This is a genomic window from Psychrobacter sp. UBA6766, assembly GCF_002453355.1.
GTDB lineage: Bacteria > Pseudomonadota > Gammaproteobacteria > Pseudomonadales > Moraxellaceae > Psychrobacter.
In genome coordinates, this window is sequence record NZ_DKGQ01000001.1 from 16,583 (window position 1) to 16,954 (window position 372).

The following is a 372-nucleotide window of genomic DNA, read 5'->3' on the forward strand; positions in this document are numbered from 1 at the left end:
TCAGTGACTCTTGAGACAAGAGAGCTTGAGATGTCGACATCGTACAGCTCTTTAATGCTCTCTACAATCTCGGTGGTGGTTTGACCCTTGGCGTAAAGGAATATGATCTTGTCATCAAGGCCACTAATACGGGTTTGATGCTTACACACTAAGGCAGGTTCAAAAGCACCGTCACGGTCTCTTGGGGTGGATATCTCAAGATCGCCTGCATCACTGCGGACGGTCTTTTTAGTATGACCGTTACGCTTGTTTGGCTTATCTGCTTTCTCATGCTTAGGGTAGCCAAGATGGTCTTCTATCTCAGCTTCTAAGGCAGTGTCGATAAAGGATTGCATGAGCTGCTTCTGAAAGTCTTTGATGTCATCAAAGCTG

Annotated in this window: 1 protein-coding gene; it reads right to left on the reverse strand. The window is 46.0% G+C overall.

What is annotated here, in order from left to right; all coding sequences use genetic code 11:
* Positions 1 to 372, reverse strand: a 372-nt coding sequence (locus tag B4K26_RS00075; RefSeq protein WP_296242853.1) for a transposase, incomplete at both ends; no start/stop codon positions are given.